Here is a 24101-nt window from a genome sequence, read left to right as displayed (position 1 = left end):
GGCAAATCTTCATGCGACCTCTGCGAGCCCGGAGCTTACTTCCTGCCCTGTTCCTGCTGTGTGCGCCGGTGTTCGGCGCCCAGGCCGCCGGTTTCCGCAAGGGACCGGTTTGCAGCTTCGACGCGAAGGCGGTGCAGCTGCGTGCCGGCCTGTGCGTGGCGTTCGATGCAGGTGCCTATGCAACGCAGCACAGCTACGAGGAAGCCGGGGAGTTGAGCTGCAGCAGCAGCGGCGACGCGCCCTGCCCCACGCTGCGCGTGCTGAGCCGCGTGACCGGAAAGACGATCGCCAGAACCTTCGCGCCACCGCCGCGCTCCTCGCTGGCCGATCCGAGCGACGCGTGCGTCATCGACACGATCGCGGTGAACAGGAGCGGCACCCGTTTCGCGCTGAAAGGCCAGGGCCGCGACTGCTTCGGCGGCACCGCGCGCTTCTCGGTCGAGGATGTGTACGAACTGAAGAACGGTGCGCCGGTGCTCGTCAGGAAGAACGGCGCCTACATGCGCTGAACTCGTTCAGCGAAATCCTTCGGCCAGTGCGCGCGTGACCTCGGCCGAGGAGATCTCCCGGCAGCCGGTGGCGTTCTGGCCCGACCACAGCGGGGAGAAGTCGCCGCTGCCCTGCGCTTCGGCCTTGGCCCGCAATGGCGCGATGCCCGAGGTGGCCAACGGAAACTCCGGCGCCGCCGCGCCGATCGGACCGAGCTCGCGCATCACGCGGTTGACGATGCCGCGTGCAGGCCGTCCGGTGAACAGGTTGGTCAGCGCCGTGTGGCGCGCCGCCTCGCTCTTGAGTGCCGCGCGATGAATCGCGCTGGTGGTCGCCTCGGGCGTGAGCATGTACGCGGTGCCCACCTGCACGCCGGCCGCACCCAGCGCCATGGCCGCGGCCACGCCCTGCGCATCGGCGATGCCGCCGGCCGCGATCACCGGCACCTTCAGCGCGCGCACCAGCTGAGGCAGCAGCGCAAAGGTGCCGAGCTGCTTCGTCAGGTCGTGCGAGAGGAAGTGGCCGCGGTGCCCGCCGGCCTCGAGGCCCTGTGCGATAACCGCGTCGGCGCCGTTCGCCTGGAGCCACAGCGCCTCGTCGACCGTGGTGGCCGAGCCGAGCACCTTCGCGCCCCAGCCGTGCACCTGCGCCACCAATGCCTGCGGCGGCAGGCCGAAATGAAAGCTCACCACCGGCGGTCGGAACTCGGCAAGCAGCGCAGCCACGTCGGCACTGAACGGGTTGCGGCCCGGCCCGGCGGGAATGCTCGCAGCGTCGATGCCGAACTCGGCGTAGTACGGCGCGAGCGCCGCGCGCCACGTCGCCTCGCGTTCGGGGCTGGGCTGCGGCGGCGTGTGGCAGAAGAAGTTGACGTTGTAGGGCTTGCCGGTGCCGGCGCGGATCGCGGCCAGTTCGGCACGCAGGGCATCGGGCGCCAGCATGGCGCAGGGCAGCGAGCCGAGACCACCGGCATTGCTGACCGCGACCGCCATCGCGCTGCCCTGGATGCCGGCCATCGGTGCCTGGATGAGGGGCAGCCCGGTGCCCAGAAGTTGTTGCAGCGTGGTCATGGGAAGCGCTCCTTGTCGTCTTGACTGTCGTCGGATGCCGCGCATTCTCCTGCGAACGCGGAGCTCGCCGCAGCGACAGGGTCATCGCCATCCGGCTTCGGCAGAATGGCAGCCATGCCCAGACCTTTCATGACTTCGCACATTCTCTCGGTGCCGCTGCACCGCGCCACGGCAGCGACGCTGGCCATCGCCGGCCTGCTCGTGCTTGGCGGCTGCCCGCAGAACGAAGCCCCCGCGAGCAAGACCGATGCACCGGCCGCCGCAGCGGCACCGGCGGCGACCACCGCACCGGCGCCGGCCGCAGCGCCCGCGCCCGCCACGCCGCCGGACGCATCGGCCAGCCTCAAGCGCGCCGAACTCATGGCGCTGGTGTTTCCCGACTCGCAAGGCCCCGGCGCCAAGCCGGGCCAGCCCGACACCGTGTCGCTGCCCGAGATCGGCAACGACGGCAAGGTCGTCGCGGGCAGCGAGGCCGAGCAGAAGGCGCAGGTGTCGCCGCGCGAAGTGGTCAAGCTCGACGACACGCATGCGGTGATGCTCACCGAGACCGTGCCGGTCGACGATCAGGGCCAGCCGATGAACGGCCATGTGAACGGCGCCTGGCTCGGTGCCTACTTCTTCGAGCAGTCGGCGCAGGGCTGGAAGCTCTCCGGCCGCAACGACGCGGTCGACTACCTCGGATTCATGGGCAACCTCGGCAACACCAAGGTGGAGCGCATGGCGGCGCAACGCTTCGCGCTCACCATCACCAACGGCAGCTGCTGGCAGGGCTATTGCGGCGAGTGGCTGTCGGTGTATTCGCTCGACGCAGGCAAGGTGCGCCCGCTCGTCTCGGCCGTTCCGCTCGCAGCCACCAACGAAGGCGCCGACGAGGCCTGCAAGAAGGTGCTGAAGTCGGAGAAGCCCGAAGAAGCGCCGAACGGCGCCTGCTACGACATCAGCGGCACACCCGCCTTCGTGGCCGGCGCGGATGCCGACGCGCCGGGCGAACTGCGCATCGCCTTCAAGGGCGAGCGCACCGCCGACGCGAAGAACCGCCGCGTCGAAACCGTCGACAGCACGCTGGTCTACACCTACCGCAACAACGCCTACGTGCAGACCGAAGGCCGCAACCCCGTGCCGTCGTTCTGACGCACCGCGGCGCGCGCCGACCCTGCCGCCGTTACTCCTCGCTCGTCCATTCCACCTGCACGCCGAGGCTGCGCAGGTTCTCGACGAAGCGCGGATGGGCGCGGCGGATCGGTGCGGCGTTGCGGATCTCCGACTTGCCCTCGATGCTCGCCGCCACCATGAACAGCGCGATCGCCACGCGGATGATGTAGGGGCTCTCGACCACGGCCGGCGTCAGCGGATTGCCGCCGAAGGTGATGAGCCGGTGCGGGTCCGACGAGAACACGTGCGCGCCGAACTTCGACAGTTCGCCGGTCCAGCCCAGGGCGCCGTCGTACACCTTGTTCCAGAACATCGCGTTGCCCTCGGCACGCACGCCCAGCGCAATGAAGATCGGCAGCAGGTCGACCGGGAAGTAGGGCCACGGCGCAGCCTCGACCTTGGTGAGCACGTTGCTCGTGAAGGGCGTCTGCACCTTCAGCGGGCCGCTGCGGACGGCGCGCGACCAGCCGTCTTCGTGCACGATCTTCACGCCGAACTTCGCGAACGTGCGGTCGAGCAGCGGAAAGTTCTCGGGTGCGCTGTTGCGCACGATCACGTCGCCGCCGGTGATGGCGCCGAGCGCCAGGAAGGTGGTGATCTCGTGGAAGTCCTCGTCGAAGCGGAACTCGCCGCCCTTGAGCGCACCGTTGCCATGCACCGTCAGCCGCGAGGTGCCCATGCCCTCGATGCGCACGCCGATCATCGCCATGAAGCGGCAGAACTCCTGCACGTGCGGCTCCGATGCCGCATTGGTCAGCGTCGAGGTGCCGCCCGCCGCGGCGGCGCACAGCACGAAGTTCTCGGTGGTGGTGACCGATGCGTAGTCGAGCCAGTGGTCGGTGGGCGTGAGCCGGCCCGCGCTGCGCACCAGCAGCGAACCCTCGGTGCGCTCGACCTCGCCGCCGAAGCGCTGGAACACCTCCACGTGCGGGTCGATCTCGCGCACGCCGAGCGTGCAGCCCTTGACGTTGTCCTCCAGCCGCGCCACGCCGAAGCGCGCCAGCAGCGGCGGCACCAGCATGATCGACGAGCGCATCTCCTCCGGCAGGCGGTGCCGCGCCGCGTCGAAGCTGGTCTCGCGGTGGTGCAGTTCGAGCGTGCCGGTGCCGTGGTCCATGTGCACCTCGCTGCCCAGGGTACGGAAGATGTCCAGGATCTTGCGCACATCGGTGATGTCGGGCACGCCGAGCAGGCGCAGCGGCTCCCAGGTCAGCAGCGTGGCGCAGAGCACCGGCAGCACGGCGTTCTTGTTGGCGGAAGGGGTGATGCGGCCACGAAGCGGCGTACCGCCATGCACGATGAGGTTGGACATGAAGGGGCGGGAGCGGGGAGGCGGTGAGGCGCTGGGAGAAGGGAAAAGTCTTGAAGACAATTCAAAACCGGAGGCGAAGAACTTTAACGTCTGAAAGCAGCATGAACGGCCCTGAAGTTGTAAGAACTTCAAATCGAAGGCCGTCGAATTAACAATTCTTTCGCCTTACTTTTGCACGCAACCCGCCTGTTGTGCCGTCAGCCGGCCGCCGCCGCCGCGGGGCGCAGATGCACTGCTGCTACAATCCGGCTCGCGTCCGCCACATCGGGCGTTGCCTGACCAGGCAAGCTGAATCTCACGCCAGCGCGTCGAAGTCACTACGACGAGAAAAACAAAAATGACTTCATGCAAAAGAATTTGCCGTAGCGTGGACCGCGTAAGAGTTCACGACCACATTCAATGAAAAAAGCCCGCTTCGAGCGGGCTTTTTTCATGGGCATGACCCGTCCTGACCTGGGTTGACACCTTTTCCTCTCAGAAAAGGCAAGTCAATGGAATCAGGCATCAAACGCACGCAGAGCGACTACACGCTGGCTTTTAAGCTGTCGGTGGTCGATCAGGTAGAAAAAGGCGAGCTCACGTACAAGCAGGCCCAGGAGCGCTACGGCATCCAGGGTCGCTCGACGGTGTTGGTGTGGCTGCGCAAGCATGGCCGCCAGAGCTGGGGTTCGGCATCATGTCGGCTTCCCATGCCAGTACCGATCAAGAATTCCGCATCGCCATCCGCTGCGCCGCTGACTCCTGAGCAGAGGATCAAGGCTCTCGAAGTCCAGCTTCGCGAGGCCAATGAGAAGGCTCAGTTGTTCGAGGCCGTGCTCGATGTCCTGAAGAAGGACTATGGGGTGCGTGTCGTAAAAAAGCCTTCGGGCAAGTCCTCTCGCAAAAGCTCGTCCCGGGGCTGAGCGTGTTGAGGGCTTGCCGCCATTGGGGCGTCAGCCGCCAGGCTTACTACCAACAACTGCAGCACCAGCAGCAATGCCGTGCCCGTTCTGACACAGTGATCGAGCTTGTGCGTTCCGTGCGCCTGCGCCAGCCGCGGCTGGGCGCGCGCAAGCTGCACCATCTTCTCAAGCAGCCGCTGCACCAGGCCAACGCGAGCCTGGGGCGCGATGCGTTGCTGGACGTGCTGCGCGAGGCCCACATGCTGGTTCAGCCCAGGCGGGCGTATCACAAGACCACCGACAGCCATCACCGGTTGCGCCGTCATCCCAACCTGCTCAAGCAGGGGCCGGATCAGGTGCGCCCCACCGGCAGCGAGCAGGTCTGGGTGGCTGACATCACCTACCTGCCGACCGATCAAGGATTCGTCTATCTCAGCCTGGTGACGGATGCGTGGTCGCGCAAGATCGTGGGCCATCACGTGCACGACAGCCTGCACACCGAGCAGGTCAGCCGGGCGCTGAAGGTGGCGCTCAAGGGCCGCAAGACTGGGCAAATGCTGGTGCATCACTCGGACAGGGGCATCCAGTACTGCTCGAACGACTATCAGGAAATCCACCGCCGCCACGGCATCGCCTGCTCGATGACGGACGGCTACGACTGCTATCAGAACGCGCTGGCCGAGCGCGTCAACGGGATCTTGAAGATGGAGTTCCTGCTGCACCGGCCTGCCGATCTGACCCAGGCCAGCCGGATGGTCCAGCAGGCCGTGCAGATCTACAACCAAGAGAGACCGCACCTGTCCCTAAAATTGAAAACGCCCGATGAGGTTCATCGGGCGTCCGTTGCCGGCTGGATCAAGCCGGCTGTGTGTCCTTCATAGGTGTCAACCTATGGCAGGACGGGTCAGCATTCGCGCACTCAGATCGCGCTGATGTTCTTGTCCTTGGCGATCTTCGTCCAGCGCGCGCGGTCGGCCGCGAGGCGCTTGCGCATGGCGTCCGCCGGCTGGTAGGCGGCAATGGCGCCCGCGTGCACCAGCTTGTCCTGCACTTCCTTGTCCTTGGCCAGGATGTCGGCCAGTTCCTTGTTGATGCGCGTCACCACGGCCGCAGGCGTTCCCAGCGGGGCGATGAGGCCGCCCCACGAGTCGAAGTCGAAGTTGGGGAAGCCCTGGGCCGAGACGGTCTTCACGCCGGGCAGCAGCACGTTGGCGCGCGGCGAGCTGACGGCGATCGCCTTCAGCTTGCCGGCCTTGATGTGCGGCAGTGCAGCGACCACGTCCGCGAACATGATGCCGAGCTGGCCGCCCAGCAGGTCGGTCACGGCCGGCGCGCTGCCGCGGTAGGGCACGTGCTGCATGTCGAAGTTGCCGAGGTCCTTCAGCTGTTCCATGGCAAGGTGGCCGAAGCTGCCGGCGCCGGAGCTGGTGTAGTTCAGCGGCGTCTTCGCGGCCTTGGCCTGGGCGATGAGCGTCTGCACGGAGTCCACACCCGGCATCACCGCCGGATTGACGACGATGGCCATCGGCAGGTCGTACACCGTGGCCACGCACATGAAGTCCTTCTCGACGTCGTAGGCGTTGTTGCCATACAGCAGCGGCGCGAGCAGCGCGGGCATGCCGAACATCGACAGCGTGTTGCCGTCGGCCGGCAGCTTGATGAAGGTGGCGGTGCCGATGGAGCCGGAAGCGCCCGGACGGTTGTCGACCACGATCGACACGCCCAGGCGCTCGCCCAGCTTCTGCGAGACGATGCGCGCGGCGGTGTCGGTCGGGCCGCCGGCCGGGAAGGCCACGACCATCTTGACGATCTTCGCGGGCCATGCGGCATCGGCGGCGAACGAAGGCAGGCCGATGGCCGAGAGCGCGCCTGCGGCGCCCGTGGCCAGCAGGTGACGGCGGGAAAGTTGAGCTTGGTTCATGTCTGTCTCGATGAGGGTTGGATTCGGGGGTTGATTCAGATGGCCTGCTGCGCGCGTGCGGCGGCAATGGCGCCGTCGTCCATGCCCAGCAATTCGCGCAGCACTTCGTCGGTGTGCTGGCCGAGGTGCGGCGGCGGCCGGCGCACTGCGGCGCGTTCGCCGTCGAGCACGTAGGGCGGCGCAAGCACCGCCTGCGTGCCGGCCTCGGGGTCTTCGAAGCGGTGCAGCAGCTTGGCGTCGCTGGTGCGTGCGGAGGTCAGCGCCTCGTGCATGCCGAGCACCTCGCCGCAGGGAATCTGGGCCTCGCCCAGCTTGGCGAGCAGTTCGCGCCGGCTGAAAGCGCGCAGCGCCTCGCGCACCAGCGGCAGCAGCACCTCGCGGTTCGCCGAGCGGGCGGTGTTGGTGGCAAAGCGTTCGTCGGCCGCCCACTCGGGCCGGCCCACCACCTGCTCGCAGAAGCGCACGAACTGCCCGTTGTTGCCCACGGTGATGACCAGCGGACCGTCGGCGGCATCGAACACGCCATAGGGAACGATCGAGGGATGCGCATTGCCGAACTTCGGCGGATCGCTTCCCTTGAGCAGCGCCTCCATGCCGTAGTAGGACGTGATCATCAGGCCGCTGTCGTACAGCGCCATCTGCACGTGGCGGCCGCGCCCGGTGGCGTGGCGCTCGTACAGCGCCGCCAGGATCGCCTGGCCGGCGTACATGCCGGTGAACATGTCGACCGCCGCCACGCCGAACTTCAGCGGGCCCTGCCCGGCCTCGCCGTTCATCGCCATGATGCCGGCCTCGCCCTGCACCAACAGGTCGTAGCCGGGGCGCTCGGCTTCCGCGGTCATGCGTGAATAGCCGGAGATGGAGCAGTACACCAGGCGCGGATTCAAGGCGCTGAGCTGGGCATAGCCCAGGCCGAGCTTGTCCGCGCCGCCGACCTTGAAGTTCTCGATCACCACGTCGGACTGCATGGCGAGTTCCGTCGCGATCCTCACGCCCTCGCTCGACTGCAGGTCGATGGTGACCGAGCGCTTGTTGCGGTTGGCGCTGTTGAAGTAGGAGGTGTTGCGCGTGCCCACGCGCACGCCCCAGTCGCGCGTGTCGTCGCCGCGGCTCGGGTGCTCGACCTTGATCACGTCCGCGCCCAGGTCGGCCAGCGCCATGGCGCACATCGGCCCGGCCAGCACACGCGAGAGGTCGAGGACACGCAAGCCAGCCAGGGGCTGCACCGGGGAAGAAAAGGACATGGCGGGGAGGTCGGGGCGAAGGGAAAGGCGCCGGGGCGCTGCGGAAAAGGACACGCGCATCCGGTCTTCGGGATGCATTCGAACGGCTTACAGGCCCCGGATTATTCGCGTGTTCACTGCAATTGACAATCGTGCAGAATCTGCAGCCATTGTGTAAATCAAGAATTGACAATGGATGTCCAAGCCCTCGGCCTTCTGGTCGACATCATCGAAGCCGGCAACCTGAGCAAGGCCGCCGCCAAGCTGGGCATGAGCCGCGCCAACGTGAGCCAGCGCATCAACCGCTTCGAGCGCGAACTGGGCGCGCAACTGCTGAGGCGCACCACGCGGCAGCTCGAGCCCACGGACATCGGCAGGAAGCTCTACGAGCACGGGCTGGCGGTGCGCCACGAGGTGAAGGCGGCGGCCGAGGCGGTCAGCAGCCTCGGCAAGAGCCTGCGCGGCATGGTCCGCCTGAGCGTGCCGAGCGGCTACGGCCAGCTGCGCATGTCGGGCTGGCTGGCCGAGTTCATGCAGCTGCATCCCGAGATCACGCTGCACGTGATCTTCGACAACGACATCGAGGAACTGGTGAAGGGCTCGGTCGACTTCGCCGTCCGCGTCATGGGCGAGGCGCCCGCGCACCTCGCGGCGCGCGACCTGGGCAAGGTGCGCTACGTGGCGTGCGCGGCGGCGGCGTTCATTGCGCAGAACGGCCGCCCTTCGAGCCTGGACGACCTGAAGCAGTTGCCGCTCATCACCTCGCCGCAGACCAGCGAACGGCTGAGCACCGCCGGCACGCACGAGGGTGGGCACCGCTACATGCGGATCAGGCCGCGCCTGATCTCCACCAACTTCCACTTCCTGCGCGACGCGATCGCGCAGGGCCTCGGCGTGGGCCTGGTGCCCGACTACATGGTCCGGACGTCGCTCGAGCAGGGCGAGTTGCAGGCCTTCCCGCTGAAGAAGGGCGAGCTCGACTTCCTCTCCACGCAGATGTTCCTGCTCTACGTGCCGAGCCGCTTCCAGACGCAGGCCGTGCGCAGCCTGATCGACTTCCTGGTGGAGAAGGAACGCCGGTAGCCGGCCCCGCCCGGCCGGCAGGCAGCGAACGTCAGCGGGCCGCCAGCGGATCGGGCCGGCAAGGCTGCAGCAGCAGCGTGCCGCACGCCGGATAGCTCTGCGGCCCCTTCACGTCCTTCAGAACGCCGAAGCGCACCAGCGAGTCGTACTTCGCGTTGTGCAGCACGTGCACGCGCTGCTTCATCGAATAGGTGTCGAACAGCATGCCGCCGCTCTGTGCCGGCGTGTCGATCCAGACGCGCAGGCGCGAACCCTTGCGGAAGTAGTGCCCCACCTTGTTGATCTCGACGCGCGCGAACACAGGGCGTCCGGGCAGCAGCGGCAGGGCCTGGTCGGGCCGCTCGAGATGCACCGGCAGCAGCGGGGTCGAGCGCGCGGTGTCGAGGCCGCGGTTCGACAGCCGCAGCCAGCCGCGCTGCACATAGGTTTCCTGTCCGTCGGGGCGCAGTTCGGTCACGGTGACCTGGATGTCGGCGTCGCCGCCGTTGGCCTCGAGCCAGAGGTCGGCGCTGCCGGGGCCGTAGATCATGGTGTCCTCGGCCAGCGGCGCGGAGGTGTAAGCCAGGCTGGTCGTCTTCCAGTCGACGGGCAACGGGCCCCAGAAGCTGTTGCCCGCCACGTCGTTCACCGCCACGCCAGCACCCGGTGCGTCGAACCCGTCGGCCGCGCCCGGCACGGGTTGCCCGGCAAGCACGCCGCCGGTGCCGAGATGAAACTCCTTCACCGCAAGGTCGCCAGGCCGAATCGATCCTCTCTGCACCACCCATCGCGGCTGCGGCGACGCACGCATCTCGAGCGGCGTCGTCCCCGCGCCGGTGGTCTCCATCCACACGGTGGTGCGCGGCGTGTCGCGCTCGAAGCCGTTGTCGCGGCCCTTCACGAAGCGGTCGAGGAAGCGGATCGCGGTCGCCTGGAAGGCCTCGGCGAAGTAGGTGTCGTGCCGGCCGTTCGACTGGAACTGCCACAGCTTCGCCGGGTCGAGCCGCGCATGGTAATGACCGCCGCGCGAGGTGATGGCCTGGTCCTGGAAGGACTCGAACGACAGCACCGGCACCTTGATGCGGTCGGCATTGCGCGCGAGGTCGAAGCTGTTCATGTAGTCGTCGCGCAGCGGATGCGACACGTACAGGTTCATGATCGAGTTCGTCTCCTCGGCCTCGAGGTTCTTCTCGACCTGATTCAGGCACTGCGTGTCGCCCTCCTCCTTCGCGGTGCGCGCCACGAGGTCGCTCCAGAAGCCGCGGAACACCATGCGGAACGGCGTGACGAAACCCGGCTGCGGCACGCCGCCGGGCATCAACGCATCGCGGTAGTCCATCAGCGGCACGCCGGGCACGATGGCGCGAAGGTGCGGCGGCTGAAGCTGCGCGGCCGCGAGCTGCGAAGAGCCGCCATACGACGCGCTGACCATCCCGACGTTGCCGTTCGACCAGGCCTGCGCCGCCGCGAATTCCACCGCCTCCGCGCCGTGCTGGCCGAGCTGCGGCCGCGTGTACTCCAGCCGGCCGTCGGAGCAGCCGGTGCCTGCGGTGTTGACGCCCATCACGGCATAGCCGGCCTCCACCAGGCGCCTGTCGAGGTCGACGGCCATCGAGGTCTTGTTCTTCAGGTACGCCGAGCCGCCGATCGAGCCGGCGTCGTAGCCGTTGACGGTCATCACCACGGGAAACCGGCCCTGCCCCTTCGGCAGCAGCACGCTGTAGCGAAGACGCGTGCCGTCGGCGGTGGCGATGTAGCCCGTCAGGCGCTGGCTCCAGAACTGCGCCGTCGTGCCGAGTTCGGGAAATTCGAAGGGACGCGCGGCCGGCAGGCCGGTGTCGGGGTCGAGCCCGGCGTCCTGTGCCTGCGCCGGCGCCTGCAGCGAAACGAGGCCTGCGGCCGCGATCGCGATCGCGATCGCGAGCCATGCGGCGGAGCTTCTTCTTTTCATTTCTTGTGGTCTCTCGGGTTGGGAGCGCGCCGGCGTTCTCCGGCGGCCTTCGCTGATTGTCCGGACTTCAACCGGCCCATGCGTTTTTTTCCCGATGCCCGGAACCAGCTTGTGAAGCCGCGCCGATTGCACAGACGCAGCCTGGGCCCGCGTCAGGCGCCGTCGCTGTTGCCGCCGTGGTCGCCGCCCCCCTGCGGCAGCCTGGCGATCACCTTGATCTCGAACTGGAAGCCGTAGAGCCACGTCACGCCGATGCCGGTCAGCGTCGGGTACGGCGCATGGCCCCAGTACTTCGGCACCAGCTTCCAGATCTTCTCGAAGTTGGTTTCCGGATCGACGATGAAGACCGTCACGTCGACCACGTCGTCGAAGGTGCAGCCCGCGGCTGCCAGCACGGCATTGAGGTTGCCGAATGCGCGGTGCACCTGCGCCTCGAGTTCGGGCTCGGGCGAGCCGTCTTCGCGGCTGCCGACCTGGCCCGACACGAACAGGAAGCCGTTGGCGCGCACCGCCGGCGAATAGCGGTTCTTTTCATAGAGCGCCTGGCGCCCGGGCGGAAAAACGACGTCGCGAGTCATGGAATGGGTGCTTTCGGAAGTTGTGGGGCGGGCCACGGACAGCCCGGCGCCCGGTTCAGGATGAAGGGACTTTAGGGAGCCCTGCCCGCCCGATAAACAGGCCGGGCCAACAATCACTGTTTGCAGATCCCAAACAATCGAACAGCAGGAGCACGCCGACCATGGACCGTTTCGATGCGATGCAGGCGTTCGCCCGCGTGGTGGAAACCGGCAGCTTCACCAAGGCGGCCGACACGCTGCACCTGAGCAAGACCAGCGTGACCCAACTGGTGCAGCAGCTCGAGTCGCGCCTGCGGGTGAAGCTGCTCAACCGCACCACGCGCAAGGTCAGCGTCACCGCCGACGGCGCGGCCTACTACGAGCGCGTGCTTCGTCTGCTGGCCGACATGGACGACGCCGAGACCAGCCTGTCGGGCGCCGCGTCGCTGCCGCGCGGACGGCTGCGGGTGGACGTGCCGAGCCCGCTGGCGCGCACGATCGTCGTGCCGGCACTGCCGGAGTTCCACGCACGCTATCCGGACATCCAGCTCGACCTTGGCGTGAGCGACCGCATGGTCGACCTCATCGGCGACCACGTCGACTGCGTGGTGCGCGGCGGCGAGCTCACCGACCCGTCGCTGATGGCGCGCCGCGTGGGCGACCTGCAGCTCGGCGTGCATGCGGCGCCGGACTACCTCGCACGCCACGGCACGCCCGCACATCCGCACGAGCTCGAGGACACCCACCACCGCATCGTCGGCTTCCTGTGGTCGCGCAACGGCAAGACCTTTCCCTACGCGATGCAACGCGGCGAGGAACGCATCACCGTGCAGGGCCGCTACGTGCTCTCGGTCGACGACGGCAATGCCTACCTCGCTGCCGGCCTGGCGGGCCTGGGCGTGCTCTGGCTGCCGGACTACATGGCCAGGGCGCACGTGCGCAGCGGCGAACTGGTGCCCCTGTTCGAGGACTGGCGCCTCGACCCCATGCCGCTGTACCTGGCGTTCCCGCCCAACCGCCATGTGAGCGCCAAGCTGCGGGTGTTCATCGACTGGATGGCCGGGCTGATGGCGCGGCATGCGCCGGTTGCCGGCCGGCCCGGTTCATGAGCGCTGCGTGGCGAGCTCGCGCAGCCGGCTGTGCGCGTCGCCGTCCCATGCCACCGGCTGCTGGTTCTTCGCGCGCAGGTAGTGGTGCGTGAACACCGCGAGGTAGGCGTCCAGCGTCTGCCCGACGGCGTGCTCGCCCGCCAGGCCCATGCACATGGCGGCCACCTCGCTGGTGCAGAAGTGGTCGCCACGGCCCGAACTGCGCAGCTCGTACTGCGTGATCCGTTCGGGCTGGAGGCTCAGCACCGGCAGCCGGTCGAGGTAGGGGCTGCGGCGGAACATCTTGCGCGCCTCGGCCCAGGTCGCGTCGAACAGGATGAAGAGCGGGCGCTTCGAGGCGCCCGGCGCCACGTCCTCCACCACCCGCTCCGGGGCCGCGTACTGGCCGGGGAACACGACGTAGGGCTGCCACTGCGGGTCGTCCAGCAGGGCCAGCAGCGCCGGGTCGGTCTCGGTGCGGGCCCAGCCGAAGGCGAAGGTGTCGCCCACCACGTCGGCGACCAGCCAGCCGGTGTTGGTCGGCTTGAGCGGCTCGATGTCGGCCATGAGCAGGCACACGCCCGCGCGCGCCGCCATGGCCGGGCGCACCGCGCACATGCAGTGGCTCGGCACCAGGCGGCAGCCGGTGCAGCGCTCGCGCTTGAATCCGCCACGGGCAAGAAAGGGCTTGGTGCTTCGCGCCAGGCGTGCGGCGCGAAGAAGGGAAACGGCATGGGGCATGCGGGCATTCTCGTCCGCCGCCGCACTGCCGCACCGCCGGCCGCCCGGCGGGCCTCGCTCACGCCTTCCTGGCGTAGATCTGGTCGAGCGCCGCGGTCAGGCGCTCGATGTCGACAGGCTTCGTCAGGTGGGCGACGAAGCCGGCCTCGAAGCTGGTGTCGCGGTCGCTCGGCTGCCCGTAGCCGGTGATGGCGATCAGCGCGGGCGGATCGATCAGGTCCGCGCGCAGGCGGCGCGCCACCTCGTGGCCGTCGATGCCCGGCAAACCGATGTCGAGCAGCACCACGTCGGGCCGGCTCGCCTTGACGGCCTCGATGGCCGCCAGCCCGTCGTGCTCAATGCGGCATACGTAGCCCAGCGTTTCGAGGAGCAGGCCCAGCGTCTCGGCCGCGTCGCGGTTGTCGTCCACGATCAGCACCAGCTTCTCGCCCTCCACGCGTTCGGTATCGCCCAGCACGTTCGGCGTGGGCGCGGCGGGCAGGCGCACGATGAACTCGCTGCCCTCGCCCGCGCGGCCGGTGCTGAACACGCTGATGTAGCCGCCGTGCAGGTTGGTCAGCTGCTGCACCAGGCTCAGGCCCAGGCCGAGCCCGCCCTGCGTGCGCGCCAGTTCCCTTTCGCCCTGCACGAACAGCTCGAACACGCGCTCGAGGTCCTTGCGCGGGATGCCGGGGCCGTCGTCGCGCACGGTGATCTCCGCCTCCGCGGCATTGGCCGGGTTGAAGCCCAGGCGGATCACGATGTGCCCGCCGTTGGGCGTGAACTTGCACGCGTTGTGCGCGAGGTTGCCGACGATCTGGATCAGCCGCGCCTGGTCGCCCGTCACCCAGGGATCGGCACCTTCGATCTGCAGGTCCAGCGCCTGAGACTTCAGCGCGATGCCGGGGCGGATCGCCTCCACGCCGTCGACGATGATCTCGCGCAGCCTGACCGGCTTCGCCTCGAGGTGGATGCGCCCGCTGGTGATGCGGCCCACGTCCAGCAGGTCGTCGATGAGCCGCGTCATCTGCCGGAGCTGGCGCTCGATGATGTCGCGCGTCTTGTTCAGGATGCGCGACTCGGTCTTCTCGCGCTTGAGCAGTTCGAGCGCGTTCGAGATCGGAGCCAGCGGATTGCGCAGCTCGTGGCCCAGCATGGCCAGGAAGGTGGTCATGCGCCGGCCCTCGTCCTCGAGCGCGGTGATCCGCCGGCGCTCGGTGAGGTCGCGCGTGACCTTGGCGAAGCCCTTGTGCTGGCCGGCCGCGTCGTAGATGGCCGTGATCACCACGCTGGCCCAGAAGCGCGTGCCGTCCTTGCGCACGCGCCAGCCCTCGTCCTCGAAGCGGCCGTCGCGCAACGCGTTGGCCAGCTCCTCGGCGGGCCAGCCGCGCGCGGCCACGTCGGGCGGATAGAAGGTCGAGAAGTGCTGGCCGATGATCTCGTGCGCCTTGTAGCCCTTGTTCTTTTCCGCGCCGAGGTTCCAGCTGACGATGTGGCCGCCGGGGTCGAGCATGAAGATCGCGTAGTCCTTGACACCCTCGACCAGCAGGCGGAAGCGTTCCTCGCTGGCACGCATCGCCTCCTCCTGCTTGCGCCGGTCGCTCAGGTCGCGAATGATCTTGGAGAAGCCGCGCGTGCCGCCGCTCGGACCCGGCACCCGGGTGATGACGATGTTGGCCCAGAACCGCGTGCCGTCCTTGCGCAGGCGCCAGCCTTCGTCCTCGAAGCGCCCCAGCTTGATCGTCTGCGCCAGCTCATGCTCGGGCCAGCCGCGCGAGAGCGCCTCCTGCGGATAGAAGATGGAGAAATGGCGCCCCAGGATGTCGGCGTCGTCGTAGCCGCTGAGCAGCCGCGCCCCGGCGTTCCAGCTCACGACATGGCCGTGCGGGTCGAGGAAGATGATCGCGTAGTCGACGAGGCTGTCGACCATCAGGCGATAGTCGGCATCGGTCATGCCGGAAACGGTCAACCCTGCCGGGACGATGTCTGTCATGTTTTTTTCAACGGGCGTGCGTGCGGCCCCGGGGCTGGAGTTGGATCGGGCGAGTTTGAACCATTGTTCTCATGCGGCCCGTGGGATTTCTCCTACCGGGCGCGTTCAGCCCTCGTGCGCATCCCGGTCGATGCCCGCCACCAGTTCTTTCAACCAGGATCGGTGGCCAAGAAAGCTTCCGACCTGCGACCCGGCCTCGTCCATCGCGTCGAGCTGGCGTTCCAGGAAGCGGAAGCCGACCCGGCGTGCGGCCGCTTCCAGCAGCGGCCCGGACACCTCGCATTCGACGAGGAAATCGAAGCGCGTGGCCCAGAAGCCCTGCTCGGTGCGGGCGACCAGCTCGAAGGCGTCGGGGAGCTCGATGCTGAATTCGACGAACGCCAGGCCGCCATCGTCCTCCCACACGCCGCACGCGCGGCCGTCCTGCTCCCAGAGCGGCACCAGTTGCGGCCCCTCGGGAACACGCGCGCCGTGGTACACGTGGAACGGAGGTCCCAGGCAGCGGCCGCGAAAGACTTCGTGGACGCAGTCGCCTGCCGCCAGCCGCACCAGCGCTTGAGACAAGCCAAGCCGCTGCAGCTGCGCCACCCGCAGGTGTTCCGCAATCACCGTCATGCTGTTTCCCTCCCGTGGAACCGATCCGAAAATTCTAAGGAGCCGCGGCATGCGGCGGCCGTGGGCTGTTGCCCCCTGCCGATCCGGCCTTCGGCCGCGCGCGTTTTCAATCCGTTACCGCGCGCCGGCCCGCAGCTGGCGCAAAGGCCGCGCAAACCAACATACTGCTGGCGCGCAACCGGCGCGCACGGAAGCTTGTTCCCGGCCCACCAAGCCTGCCATGCCACTTCGCCAGCAGATACGCTTTTGCACGGCATCCCGACGGTGTGCGGATCGCCTTCGCCACCATGGGGCGGGGCGACCCGCCCGTGAAGGTCGGCAACTGGCTGTCCCATCTCGAGTTCGACCTGGGCAGCCCCGTCTGGGGCCACATGCTGGAAGCCCTCTCCAGCCGCCACATGCTGCTGCGCTACGACCAGCGCGGCACCGGCCTCTCCGACCGCGAGGTTCGATCCTGAAGACGCTGGCCGGCGGGCGCGCCCCGCGTCGACGTGCGGCGCAGCACATGGAGTTCGCGCTGCTGAGCGACTGCACCCTGCGCGACCTCGGCGTCTGCCGCGCGGAGTACCTGTCCTTCGAGGCCGAGGCGGCCTCCGACGACATGCCCACGCGCCGTCGCGTCGCCTGGCAGGTGGCCGAGCGCAGTGCCGCGCAGCGCGCGCGCTGACGCACCAACGCGCCGCCCCGCGATCGTCATGCGCCGAACAGCCTCCTCAGCCACCCCTGCCGGGCCTGGCCGCCCGGGTGGCCCTGCTGCATCTGCCTGCTCACCTGCGCCTTGACGATGCGCTCCGCCGACGAGTCCGTGGCCTGCAGGTGGGCCTTGACCGTCGCCACGTAGGCGCCGTCCTCGTGGCGGATGTGGTTGAACAGCCACCGCGAGAGCATGTCGTGCAGGTCGGCCAGCACCGGTTCGCCACGCTCGAAGCGGGCGCGGAACTCGACGACGCGCCGCACGAAGATCTCGTGCACCTTGCGGTGCGGCACGCTGAACGGATAGCCCGCGTCCTCGAGCATGGTCTCCTCGAACGCGAAGTGCGAGGCGGTGTAGTCGATCGTGTCCTCGATGATCCTGCCGACCGCCTGCCTGTCGTTCGTCAGCCGGACGTCGTCCAGGGCATTGATGTACTGGGCGATGCGCCGATGCTGGGTGTCGATTTCATGGATGCCGGTGTCGAGATCGGTCTTCCATACGAGATGCGCCATTGATGTCCACGACTGAGTGCAGATGAAAGACCCAGTATCGAAGTGCGCAGCGGCGCCGCGGTTGATATGAATCAAGGGAGTGCGACGCTGCGCTGCGTGCGCGACCCCTGTGCCATCATCTTCGGATGACCAGCAGCACAAGCCACACGCCCCACGCCGCCTTCGACAACACCGACGCCGTCGCCAGGTACGCGGAGGGGCCGAAACGCAACGTGCCTGGTTACGGCGGGCTGCTGCCGATGACGCGCATCCTTCTCGAAGAGCGGGTTCCGCAGGATGGCCGCGTGCTGGTGGTGGGCGCCGGCGGCGGCCTGGAGATGGAAGACCTCGCACTGGCCAACCCGGCGTGGACCTTCGACGGCATCGACCCGAGCGCGCCGATGCTCGCGCTCGCGGCGCGCCGGCTGCACGCGCTGATGCCACGCATGGCCCTGCACGAAGGCTATGTGCAGGATGCGCCGCCCGGCCCCTTCGACGGCGCCACCTGCCTGCTGACCTTCCACTTCGTTCCGCACGACCAGCGGCTGCCGATGGCCCGGGAGATCCACCGCCGCCTGAAGCCCGGTGCGCCCTTCGTCTGCGCGCATCTCAGCGTGGAAGACGGCGCGGGCTCGCGCGATGCGTGGATGAGCCGCTACGCCGCCTTCCTGGTGGCTTCCGGCTCCGAGCCGCGCCAGGCGGCCGCGACCCGCGAGAAGGTCGAGAAGGAACTCGCGATCCTGACGCCGTCGCAGGACGAGGCCATCCTGCGCGAAGCGGGTTTCTCCGATGTCGGACTGTTCTATGCGGGCTTCACGTTCAGGGGCTGGATCGCCTACGCCTGAGCCCGGCCTGCTGCACGCGACGCCGTCGATCGGCGGGCGACACGCTCGCTGCGAAGAAGCAATACAGCCTGCAGCGTGAAGTAACGAGGGCATCGCCCGGCCATTGATGCCGTGCCGGAAACAGCATGCGTCCTCTTGCGGACCTACCGCGCCGGCGTGGCCGCGCGGAAGATCGCAGGCATCTGCCACTCATCGAGAGGAACAGCGCCATGACCGCATCTGCCGCAGTGCACAGCGCCACGAACGCCTTCTCCAGGCTGGCCGCTGTGCTCCCCTGCCTTGCCCTTCTGCCGCAACTTGCAAGCTGCACCGATGCGACGTCGGCGCCGCTCGAGCCCCCTGCGGCCGTGGTTGCCGCCGCGCCGCAGCCGGGCTGCCGGCAGCAGTTCCCCGTGGAGTTTCGGGGCATCAGCTGCGCGGGCCACGACTACGACCCGGTCATTCCCTACGGCGAGCTCTATCCGCCACGTTGAGCCGCCGGCACTTGTCCAGGACAACCGACGGCGCTGCCCAACTGCGGACCCGTCACTTGCGACTGCTCTCGCGTGCCACGACCTCCCGCACCACGGCCAGGAATGCTCGCAGCCCCGCCGGCACATGCCGGTGCCCCGGGTAATAGATGCACTGCCCCGGGAATGCCGGCGACCAGTCCTTCAGCACCTCGACCAGCCGTCCCTGCGCGATGTGCGGCGCGGCCTCGTACTCGCTGATCCAGGCGATGCCCGCGCCTTCCAGCGCGGCCGCGATCATCAGGTGATGGTTGTCGAGCGTGAGCGGGCCTTCCGCGTCGATGGCCACGCGCTTTCCCTTCTTCGCGAAGTCCCACTTGTAGAGCCCGCCGCTCGCGAAGCGCGTGCGGATGCAGTCGTGTGCCGCCAGGTCGGCCGGGGTGCGCGGCTTCCTGCGGCCGGCGAAATAGGCGGGCGACGCCACCGCGGCGAAGCGCAGCGGCGGTGTGCAGGGCACGGCGATCATGTCCTCGGGCACGCTGTCGGCGGAGCGGATGCCCGCGTCGAAGCCCTGCGCCACGATGTCGATGAAGCGCCCCTCGGTGACGATGTCGACGCGCATGTCGGGATAGCGCCGCATGAACTCGAGCACCATGGGCCCCAGCACCATCTGTGCTGCCGCTTCGGAGGCATTGAGCCGCAGCGTGCCGGTGGGCGTGTCGCGGAATTCGTTGGTTGCCTCCATCGCCTCGGAGATCTCGCGCAGCGCGGGTGCCACGCGCGCCAGGAACTGCTCGCCCGCCTCCGACAGCGCCACGCTGCGCGTGGTGCGGTTGAACAGGCGCACGCCCATGCGCTGCTCCAGCGCGGCAATGGCATGGCTCAGCGACGAGGGCGACATGCCGAGCTCGGCGGCGGCGCGTCGGAAACTGCGGTGCGTGGACACCGACACCACCGCGTTCAGTTCGGACAGGCCGGCCTTGCCGGCCGTCTTTCGGGTGTTTGGCATTGTTCTGTTTCCTGCATCGCATCATGCGAGATTGGGTGGATTGTTTCATCAGTCAGGCTGCCTTAACTTCATGGCTCGACAACGAAACAGGCTCCTCCACCATGACCTCATCTCCTTCTTCCCAGGTTTCTTCTTCCGCCAGGACCGTGCTCATCACCGGCGCTTCCACCGGCTTCGGGCAGGCCACCGCGCAACTGTTCGCACGCAGCGGCTGGAACGTGATCGCCACCATGCGCGACCCGTCCACGGGTGCCGCGCTGGCGGCACTCGGCGGCAACGTCCTTGTCACCCGCCTCGACGTGCAGGACCTCGCCAGCATCGACGCGGCGATTGCCGCCGGCATCGCGCGCTTCGGCCGCATCGACACGCTGGTCAACAACGCGGGCTTCGGCCTGTTCGGTGTGTTCGAAGGCTTCTCGCGCGAGAAGGTGCGGCAGCAATTCGACGTCAACGTGTTCGGCGCGATGGACGTCACGCGCGCGCTGCTGCCGCACATGCGCGCCCACCGCGCGGGCACCATCGTCAACGTGAGTTCGGGCGCGGGCGTGTTCGGCCTGCCGATGATCTCGCTGTACACCGCGAGCAAGTTCGCGCTGGAAGGCTTCTCGGAATCGCTGGCCTACGAACTGGCCTCGCAGGGCATCGCGGTGAAGATCGTCGAGCCCGGCGGCGTGGTCGAGACCGGCTTCGGCAACCGCTCGGCCACCGAGGCCTCGCAGGCCGCCGCGCCCGCCGACTACGACGGCTTCGTGGCCGGTGCGATGAAAGTGTTCGACGGGCTGCGCTCGGCCCGCCTGGCCACGTCGGACGACGTGGCGCAGGTGATCTTCGAGGCGGCGAGCGACGGGACCGACCGGCTGCGCTACCTGGCGACGCAGGACATCGCGCCGCTGGTGAAGGCGCGGCGAGAGACTTCGGAGGACGCCTACATCGCCATGATGCGATCCACCTTCGCGCCCACCTGAAGCAGCGCCCGCCGCGGCCACAAAGCGATGCCGGCCTACAGCGGCCGCCTGCGGAGTGCCTAGCTTGGCATCGTGCAGCCATCGGTTGCATCCACGATCCACCACGCGAACCATGGAGCAGCAGCAATGCAGAACGGACCGAAAGCAGGCGATGCCGTCGACTGGAAGACATCGCAAGGCGAGACCACCGGCAAGGTGGTGCGCAAGGTGACGAAGACCGCGCACGTCAAGGGCCACGTCGCCAAGGCCTCCAACGCCGAGCCGCAGTACGAAGTGAAGAGCGACAGCAGCGGCAAGACGGCGATCCACAAGGCGTCGGCGCTGAAGCGGCACCGCGCCGGCAAGGAATGAAGCCATGGCGACAGGAACGAAGACGAACGCGAACGGATCGGCGCGCAGCCGGCATGGCGATGCGTCGGAGACACGCGAGGTGGTGCGCGATTTCAAGAAGGCGGTGAACATGACGCCGTCGCGGCTCGTGCATTGGCTCGAAACAGACGACTCGCGCGCGGTCGGCTTCAAGGGCGGGGGCACGGGCGAATCGGTGGGCCATCGCTCGGGCCGGCGGATCGTGCGGCTGCTCGGCAAGTCGCAGGACGACCTCACGAGCGGCGACATCGCGCACATGCGCAAGGTCGTCGGCTATGTGCACCGGCACATGGCCCAGCGCCCCGAGGGCGACGTGCGCGACACCGCATGGCGCCATTCGCTGATGAACTGGGGCCACGACCCGCTGCACAAGGCCTGAGCCGCCTGCCCCGGCCGGCGCCGGCCTGCCGGTTGAGTTGAATCTCCTGCATTGCGCGGTTGCAGAGACATCAGTTCTCTTCAACTCGGGATCTGCTGATGATCGTGGCTTCCACGACAGAAGAGACGCACGCAGATGACCCGCATGGCCGACGCATTCACCCTCGACAGGGAAGCCCTGGAGCACGCCGCGGCGCCGCGTGCAGCGGTCGCCTTGTCGCAGGAGAACATTGCGCAATGCGTGTCCGCCGTCGTGCGTTCGCGCCGTGCGGTGCGGGCGTTCAAGCCGCAACCCCTGGCGCGCGAACTCGTCGAGGACATCCTGGACGACGCCGCCTGCGCACCGAGCGGCGCGAACATCCAGCCCTGGCGGGTGTACGTGGTCAGCGGCGAGGTGAAGGATGCACTGGCGAAGACGCTGGTGGCCGCCTCGCGTGCCGGGGCGGGCGCCGCGCCGGTCCACTTTCCCGAGCCGCTGCCCGACGTGTTCCGCACGAGGCTGCTCGATTTCGGCTCCCGCTACTACGCCTCGCTCGGCATCGAGCGCGGCGACGCCGAGGCGCGCACGCGTCAGACCGAACGCAACTTCTCTTTCTTCGGCGCGCCGGTGGGACTCATCTTCAGCATCGACCGGCGGCTGAAGCCGCACAGCTGGATCGACCTCGGACTGTTCGCGCAGAGCGTGATGATCGCCGCCAAGGCGCGAGGCATCGACACCTGCCCGCAGGTCGCCTTCGCGCCGTTTCACGAGCAGATCGCCACGCATCTCCAGATGCCGTCGCAGGAGATCACCGCCTTCGGCATGTCGATGGGCTACGGCGACCCCGACGCGCCGGTGAACCGCGCTGGCATGCCGAGGGAGCACCGGAGCGATTTCGCGCGGCTCCTCGGCTTTCCGGCGTGAGCCGCATCCCTCCCATTTTTCAGAACGCATCAGACACCATGGCAAAAGTTCTCGTCCTCTATCACAGCTTCTACGGTCACATCGAAGCCATGGCGCACGCGGTTGCGCAGGGCGCGCGAAGCGTCGATGGCACCTCGGTCGATGTGAAGCGCGTGCCTGAAACAGTCGCGCCCGAGGTCTTCCGCAACGCAAGGGGAAAGGAAGACCAGCCGGCGCAGATCGCGACGCCGGGCGAACTCGCCGACTACGACGCCATCGTGTTCGGCGCACCGACGCGCTTCGGCAACGTCAGCGCGCAGATGCGCACCTTCATCGACCAGACCGGCCCGCTCTGGATGCAGGGCGGACTCGTCGGCAAGGTCGGCGCCGTCTTCACCGCCTCGGCCACCCAGCACGGAGGACAGGAAAGCACGATCCTCACGTTCCTGCCCACGCTGCTGCACCACGGCATGCTCGTCACGGGCCTGCCCTATGCCGAGAAGCGGCAGATGGGCCTCGACGAGATCAAGGGCGGCAGCCCCTACGGCGCCGCGACCATCGCCGGCGGCCAGGGCGAGCGCATGCCCAGCGACCAGGAACTGGGCATGGCGCAGTTCCAGGGCCGCCACGTGGCCGGCATCGCGGCGAAGCTCTTCGGCTGAGGCGGCACCGGTCCGCAACCCACCGCCTGGAGAACACCATGACGCTCGAAGAAACGACCGGCCTGCGCATTCCCGACAGCCGGCTTGCCCGCGAAGCGGCGGAACTCGTGCGCGATACCGAGGGCGACCTGCTCTTCCACCATTCGGTCCGCGTCTATTGCTGGGGCGCCCTGGCAGGCAAGCGGACCGCGCTGAAGTTCGATCCGGAACTGCTCTACGTGGCCTCGATGTTCCACGACATCGGCCTCACGGCGGCCCATCGCCAGAGCCGACTGCGCTTCGAAGTGGATGGCGCGAATGCCGCGCGCGACTTCCTCCGGGCGCATGGAATTTCCGAACGGGACGTCGAGACGGTCTGGAACGCCGTGGCGCTGCACACGACGCCCGGCATACCGCAATTCATGCGCGCGGAAATCGCGCTGCTGCAGACGGGTGCCGGCATGGACGTGGCCGGCCGCGGCTACGACCAGTTCAGCGACGCCGAGCGCGAGGCCGTGGTCGCGGCGTTTCCGCGGGAACCCGATTTCCAGCACGGGATCATCGACGCCTTCTACGAGGGCATGAAGCACCGGCCGGACACCACGTTCGGCACCTTCAACGACGACGTTCTCGCGTTCAAGGACCCGGCTTTCCGGCGGGTCGACATGTGCACAGTGATTCTTGGATCGAGCTGGACGCGTTGCGCCCATCCCGGCCATCGCCACGCGGGACCTGACAAGGAATGACCGGACGCGCTAGCGGACCTGCGGCGCGGGCCTGGCGCGTGCGGACTGGTTCATCGCGGCAATCTCCGCCGCCAGGCGCTGCGTTTCGACGCGGGTCCGCTCCCGCTTCACCTGCAGTTCCATCTCTTCGCGCTGCAAGGCCGCGGTGGACGCCACGATGGACGCGGTGCGTGCGCGGTACCTGGGCTCGAGGCAGGCGGCGTCCAGGCCCGGACAGCCCGCATGCAGGACCTCGCCGAAGCGCTCGTTCGACTCGGTGAGTTCCGCCGCCACCCAGCTTCGGCCGCGCGCCATGCCGAAGTCGATGTGCGCCTTCATCGCTTCCGCCAGTTCGGTCTGTGCCGCCCGCAGCGTGGGCACGCTGCATACGCGCTTGGCCAGTTCGCTGGCCCTTTCCCTGCAGTAGCCGTCCATCGCCCGCTCGACGGCGGGAGAGGCCTGAAGCAGAGGCGATGCGGCCATGGCGAGAGAAAGAACGGCGACGTAGCGGGCTGGTTTCATGGGCGGGATCTGCGGGCACCTGATGCGTGACGGCCCCGAGTGTTGGGCGTCATCGACGGATTTGCAACCAAAAGCAGTACATCGATTGTGAACTAT

At 68.0% G+C, this 24101-nt stretch carries 27 protein-coding genes; 15 read left to right on the top strand and 12 right to left on the bottom strand.

Going from position 1 to position 24101, the window contains the following annotated elements:
- The first annotated feature begins 11 nt into the window (after positions 1 to 11).
- Positions 12 to 509, top strand: coding sequence for a hypothetical protein (locus AACL56_RS32470; protein WP_339094543.1), 498 nt, complete (start codon positions 12 to 14; stop codon positions 507 to 509).
- A gap of 6 nt (positions 510 to 515) precedes the next feature.
- Here the strand turns inward: AACL56_RS32470 and AACL56_RS32465 are convergent, their stop codons facing one another.
- Positions 516 to 1559 (bottom strand): NAD(P)H-dependent flavin oxidoreductase, encoded by a 1044-nt coding sequence (locus AACL56_RS32465; protein WP_339094541.1) that lies wholly within the window; start codon positions 1557 to 1559, stop codon positions 516 to 518.
- A 114-nt stretch (positions 1560 to 1673) separates the two neighbouring features.
- Between AACL56_RS32465 and AACL56_RS32460 the strand changes: the two genes are divergently transcribed.
- A complete protein-coding gene (locus AACL56_RS32460) occupies positions 1674 to 2690 on the top strand; it encodes a hypothetical protein (RefSeq protein ID WP_339094539.1) in 1017 nt (338 codons plus the stop codon).
- A 31-nt stretch (positions 2691 to 2721) separates the two neighbouring features.
- Here the strand turns inward: AACL56_RS32460 and AACL56_RS32455 are convergent, their stop codons facing one another.
- Complete coding sequence (locus tag AACL56_RS32455; RefSeq protein ID WP_339094538.1) at positions 2722 to 4023, bottom strand: UDP-N-acetylglucosamine 1-carboxyvinyltransferase; 1302 nt, start codon at positions 4021 to 4023, stop codon at positions 2722 to 2724.
- 491 nt (positions 4024 to 4514) lie between these two features.
- Between AACL56_RS32455 and AACL56_RS32450 the strand changes: the two genes are divergently transcribed.
- Positions 4515 to 5785 (top strand): IS3 family transposase gene (locus tag AACL56_RS32450; RefSeq protein WP_339088234.1). Its coding sequence is split into 2 segments (ribosomal slippage): positions 4515 to 4874 and positions 4877 to 5785, totalling 1269 coding nucleotides; the frame shifts between segments, so codons are not numbered across the junction.
- 38 nt (positions 5786 to 5823) lie between these two features.
- Here the strand turns inward: AACL56_RS32450 and AACL56_RS32445 are convergent.
- Both AACL56_RS32445 and AACL56_RS32440 read right to left on the bottom strand, forming a co-directional pair.
- Entirely contained in the window at positions 5824 to 6825 is a 1002-nt protein-coding gene (locus AACL56_RS32445) for a Bug family tripartite tricarboxylate transporter substrate binding protein (protein WP_339094537.1), read from the bottom strand.
- Positions 6826 to 6860: 35 nt separating this feature from the next.
- Entirely contained in the window at positions 6861 to 8069 is a 1209-nt protein-coding gene (locus tag AACL56_RS32440; RefSeq protein WP_339094535.1) for a CoA transferase, read from the bottom strand.
- A gap of 171 nt (positions 8070 to 8240) precedes the next feature.
- On the opposite strand from AACL56_RS32440, the gene AACL56_RS32435 reads away from it, so the two are divergent.
- Positions 8241 to 9131, top strand: a complete 891-nt coding sequence (locus AACL56_RS32435; RefSeq protein WP_339094533.1) for a LysR family transcriptional regulator — start codon at positions 8241 to 8243, stop codon at positions 9129 to 9131.
- A gap of 31 nt (positions 9132 to 9162) precedes the next feature.
- On the opposite strand, the gene AACL56_RS32430 is transcribed toward AACL56_RS32435, so the two are convergent.
- Both AACL56_RS32430 and AACL56_RS32425 read right to left on the bottom strand, forming a co-directional pair.
- On the bottom strand, positions 9163 to 11061 hold the full coding sequence (locus tag AACL56_RS32430) for a CocE/NonD family hydrolase (RefSeq protein ID WP_339094531.1): 1899 nt from the start codon (positions 11059 to 11061) through the stop codon (positions 9163 to 9165).
- A 152-nt stretch (positions 11062 to 11213) separates the two neighbouring features.
- A complete protein-coding gene (locus AACL56_RS32425; protein ID WP_339094529.1) occupies positions 11214 to 11639 on the bottom strand; it encodes a RidA family protein in 426 nt (141 codons plus the stop codon).
- 161 nt (positions 11640 to 11800) lie between these two features.
- Here AACL56_RS32425 and AACL56_RS32420 point away from each other — a divergent pair, with 161 nt between their 5' ends.
- On the top strand, positions 11801 to 12727 hold the full coding sequence (locus AACL56_RS32420) for a LysR family transcriptional regulator (RefSeq protein WP_339094527.1): 927 nt from the start codon (positions 11801 to 11803) through the stop codon (positions 12725 to 12727).
- Here AACL56_RS32420 and AACL56_RS32415 read toward each other — a convergent pair.
- From AACL56_RS32415 to AACL56_RS32405, 3 genes are all read right to left on the bottom strand, one after another.
- Positions 12722 to 13447: a tRNA-uridine aminocarboxypropyltransferase gene (locus AACL56_RS32415; protein WP_339094525.1), complete on the bottom strand. Its 726-nt coding sequence runs from the start codon at positions 13445 to 13447 to the stop codon at positions 12722 to 12724. The genes AACL56_RS32420 and AACL56_RS32415 overlap by 6 nt on opposite strands.
- Before the next feature lie 58 nt (positions 13448 to 13505).
- Positions 13506 to 15419, bottom strand: coding sequence for a PAS domain-containing hybrid sensor histidine kinase/response regulator (locus AACL56_RS32410; RefSeq protein WP_339094524.1), 1914 nt, complete (start codon positions 15417 to 15419; stop codon positions 13506 to 13508).
- A 105-nt stretch (positions 15420 to 15524) separates the two neighbouring features.
- Complete coding sequence (locus tag AACL56_RS32405; RefSeq protein WP_339094522.1) at positions 15525 to 16034, bottom strand: hypothetical protein; 510 nt, start codon at positions 16032 to 16034, stop codon at positions 15525 to 15527.
- Positions 16035 to 16300: 266 nt separating this feature from the next.
- Between AACL56_RS32405 and AACL56_RS32400 the strand changes: the two genes are divergently transcribed.
- A complete protein-coding gene (locus tag AACL56_RS32400; protein ID WP_425337105.1) occupies positions 16301 to 16492 on the top strand; it encodes an alpha/beta fold hydrolase in 192 nt (63 codons plus the stop codon).
- A 47-nt stretch (positions 16493 to 16539) separates the two neighbouring features.
- Positions 16540 to 16701: a hypothetical protein gene (locus AACL56_RS32395; RefSeq protein ID WP_339094520.1), complete on the top strand. Its 162-nt coding sequence runs from the start codon at positions 16540 to 16542 to the stop codon at positions 16699 to 16701.
- A gap of 26 nt (positions 16702 to 16727) precedes the next feature.
- Here the strand turns inward: AACL56_RS32395 and AACL56_RS32390 are convergent, their stop codons facing one another.
- Positions 16728 to 17240 carry a bacteriohemerythrin gene (locus AACL56_RS32390; protein ID WP_339094518.1) on the bottom strand — a complete coding sequence of 171 codons (513 nt, stop codon included), beginning with the start codon at positions 17238 to 17240 and terminating at the stop codon, positions 16728 to 16730.
- A 125-nt stretch (positions 17241 to 17365) separates the two neighbouring features.
- On the opposite strand from AACL56_RS32390, the gene AACL56_RS32385 reads away from it, so the two are divergent.
- Both AACL56_RS32385 and AACL56_RS32380 read left to right on the top strand, forming a co-directional pair.
- Positions 17366 to 18064, top strand: coding sequence for a class I SAM-dependent methyltransferase (locus AACL56_RS32385; RefSeq protein ID WP_339094516.1), 699 nt, complete (start codon positions 17366 to 17368; stop codon positions 18062 to 18064).
- 209 nt (positions 18065 to 18273) lie between these two features.
- The gene (locus tag AACL56_RS32380; protein WP_339094514.1) at positions 18274 to 18537 is read left to right on the top strand and encodes a hypothetical protein; all 264 of its coding nucleotides are present in this window, start codon (positions 18274 to 18276) and stop codon (positions 18535 to 18537) included.
- Between the two features lie 52 nt (positions 18538 to 18589).
- On the opposite strand, the gene AACL56_RS32375 is transcribed toward AACL56_RS32380, so the two are convergent.
- Complete coding sequence (locus AACL56_RS32375) at positions 18590 to 19522, bottom strand: LysR family transcriptional regulator (RefSeq protein WP_339094512.1); 933 nt, start codon at positions 19520 to 19522, stop codon at positions 18590 to 18592.
- Between the two features lie 101 nt (positions 19523 to 19623).
- Between AACL56_RS32375 and AACL56_RS32370 the strand changes: the two genes are divergently transcribed.
- From AACL56_RS32370 to AACL56_RS32345, 6 genes are all read left to right on the top strand, one after another.
- Positions 19624 to 20487: an SDR family oxidoreductase gene (locus AACL56_RS32370; RefSeq protein WP_339094511.1), complete on the top strand. Its 864-nt coding sequence runs from the start codon at positions 19624 to 19626 to the stop codon at positions 20485 to 20487.
- A gap of 126 nt (positions 20488 to 20613) precedes the next feature.
- Complete coding sequence (locus tag AACL56_RS32365) at positions 20614 to 20838, top strand: DUF2945 domain-containing protein (protein ID WP_339094509.1); 225 nt, start codon at positions 20614 to 20616, stop codon at positions 20836 to 20838.
- Positions 20839 to 20842: 4 nt separating this feature from the next.
- On the top strand, positions 20843 to 21235 hold the full coding sequence (locus tag AACL56_RS32360; RefSeq protein WP_339094507.1) for a DUF3140 domain-containing protein: 393 nt from the start codon (positions 20843 to 20845) through the stop codon (positions 21233 to 21235).
- A 144-nt stretch (positions 21236 to 21379) separates the two neighbouring features.
- On the top strand, positions 21380 to 22138 hold the full coding sequence (locus AACL56_RS32355) for a nitroreductase (protein WP_339094506.1): 759 nt from the start codon (positions 21380 to 21382) through the stop codon (positions 22136 to 22138).
- A gap of 38 nt (positions 22139 to 22176) precedes the next feature.
- On the top strand, positions 22177 to 22779 hold the full coding sequence (gene wrbA / locus AACL56_RS32350) for an NAD(P)H:quinone oxidoreductase (RefSeq protein WP_339094504.1): 603 nt from the start codon (positions 22177 to 22179) through the stop codon (positions 22777 to 22779).
- A 38-nt stretch (positions 22780 to 22817) separates the two neighbouring features.
- Positions 22818 to 23504, top strand: a complete 687-nt coding sequence (locus AACL56_RS32345; protein WP_339094502.1) for an HD domain-containing protein — start codon at positions 22818 to 22820, stop codon at positions 23502 to 23504.
- A gap of 9 nt (positions 23505 to 23513) precedes the next feature.
- On the opposite strand, the gene AACL56_RS32340 is transcribed toward AACL56_RS32345, so the two are convergent.
- Entirely contained in the window at positions 23514 to 24005 is a 492-nt protein-coding gene (locus tag AACL56_RS32340) for a hypothetical protein (RefSeq protein WP_339094500.1), read from the bottom strand.
- Positions 24006 to 24101: the final 96 nt, after the last annotated feature.

Origin of the sequence: Variovorax paradoxus (genome assembly GCF_902712855.1) — a bacterium.
Lineage (GTDB): Bacteria > Pseudomonadota > Gammaproteobacteria > Burkholderiales > Burkholderiaceae_C > Variovorax > Variovorax paradoxus_Q.
Note: the sequence above shows the minus strand (reverse complement) of the source record. Positions and strands in the feature narration are given on the sequence as shown.